Origin of the sequence: Endozoicomonas sp. ONNA1 (assembly GCF_024606325.1) — a bacterium.
Classification (GTDB): domain Bacteria; phylum Pseudomonadota; class Gammaproteobacteria; order Pseudomonadales; family Endozoicomonadaceae; genus Endozoicomonas_A.
In genome coordinates this window covers 1-1,023 of sequence record NZ_JAHHPN010000026.1, presented here as the reverse complement: position 1 = coordinate 1,023, position 1,023 = coordinate 1, and the positions used below count along the sequence as shown (strand labels likewise).

General features: G+C 49.4%; 1 protein-coding gene. It reads right to left on the bottom strand.

Going from position 1 to position 1,023, the window contains the following annotated elements; all coding sequences use genetic code 11:
- On the bottom strand, window positions 1–1,023 hold a 1,023-nt coding region (locus KDK19_RS00585), incomplete at both ends, for a hypothetical protein (RefSeq protein WP_257287615.1).

The window sequence follows — 1,023 nt, the reverse complement described above, 5'->3', positions numbered from 1 at the left end:
ATGCTGCCGTTCTGCGGCCATTTTCAAAGGCAATATCGTCAAGAACGTAGTTGGCGATGATCGCAGCGGCGTAGTCTTTCATGCCGGCAACAGACTCTTTCATACCCGCGGGGTTGGTGGTGGTCAAGGTCACAGGATTAAAGGCACTCTGCATGAATTCCTTAATACCCTCGTCGGACAGCATCTGGACGACCTTCTTGAACTCAGGCAGCTTGATGCCATGTTTATAACCAAGGAAGTGTTCAAATTCATCCACTGTCTGATAATCGTTGATACCTCTGAAGGACTTCATGTAGTGCTCAAGTTCAATCTTGCTGATCAGACCTTCGCGCAGCAGAGCGATAATCTTTTTAGCACTGGCAGAATGGGTAGCGAAGTAGTCTGAGAAGCTTTTCAGATTCCCTGGTTCATGCTCGATGTGGTGAATGGCTGCTGCACCCATGCCGTGTATTTCGTCGTCGTATTGTTGAGCCCCCGTTTTCAGCTCATTTCTGGCCATTATTTTCAGCTTATCGATAGTTTGCAATACATTCAGAGGCTGATGTTCTATAGGCTCGGAAGGGAGGTCCGGGAAGGTCGTCTTCAGGTTCCTGAAGACTTCCACGATCCGACTGGCCTGATCAAACGCCAGACCATCTCCTGTCAATGCCCGCAGGCGGACCGGTGCGAATTCATCGTCAAAATCGAAAAAGTTAGAGTCCTGTATAAACTTACCGCTTTCTGTTGCTAATTCTGCCAGACCCAGTGAGGCTTCCAGAGCTTGTTTTTTGAGAGAATGCTGCTGCGTGAATTTGTGGATAGCGTCCAGAACTTCTGCTTGTTTTGGCGAGTACTGGAAGGGGCTGTCATCATTCACAACAGCTTGCCTGGCAGCCCTCAGAGCTTCGGTCCTTGTCGCCATGGATACTTCCCGGATTTCAATCTGATATTCCAGACGGGCCTGATCACGAAACAGTTGCCCGATCCTGCCGCCAGTACCATCATCACCGCCCAGTTGTACCTGTTTGTTTCTCAGGGCATTAA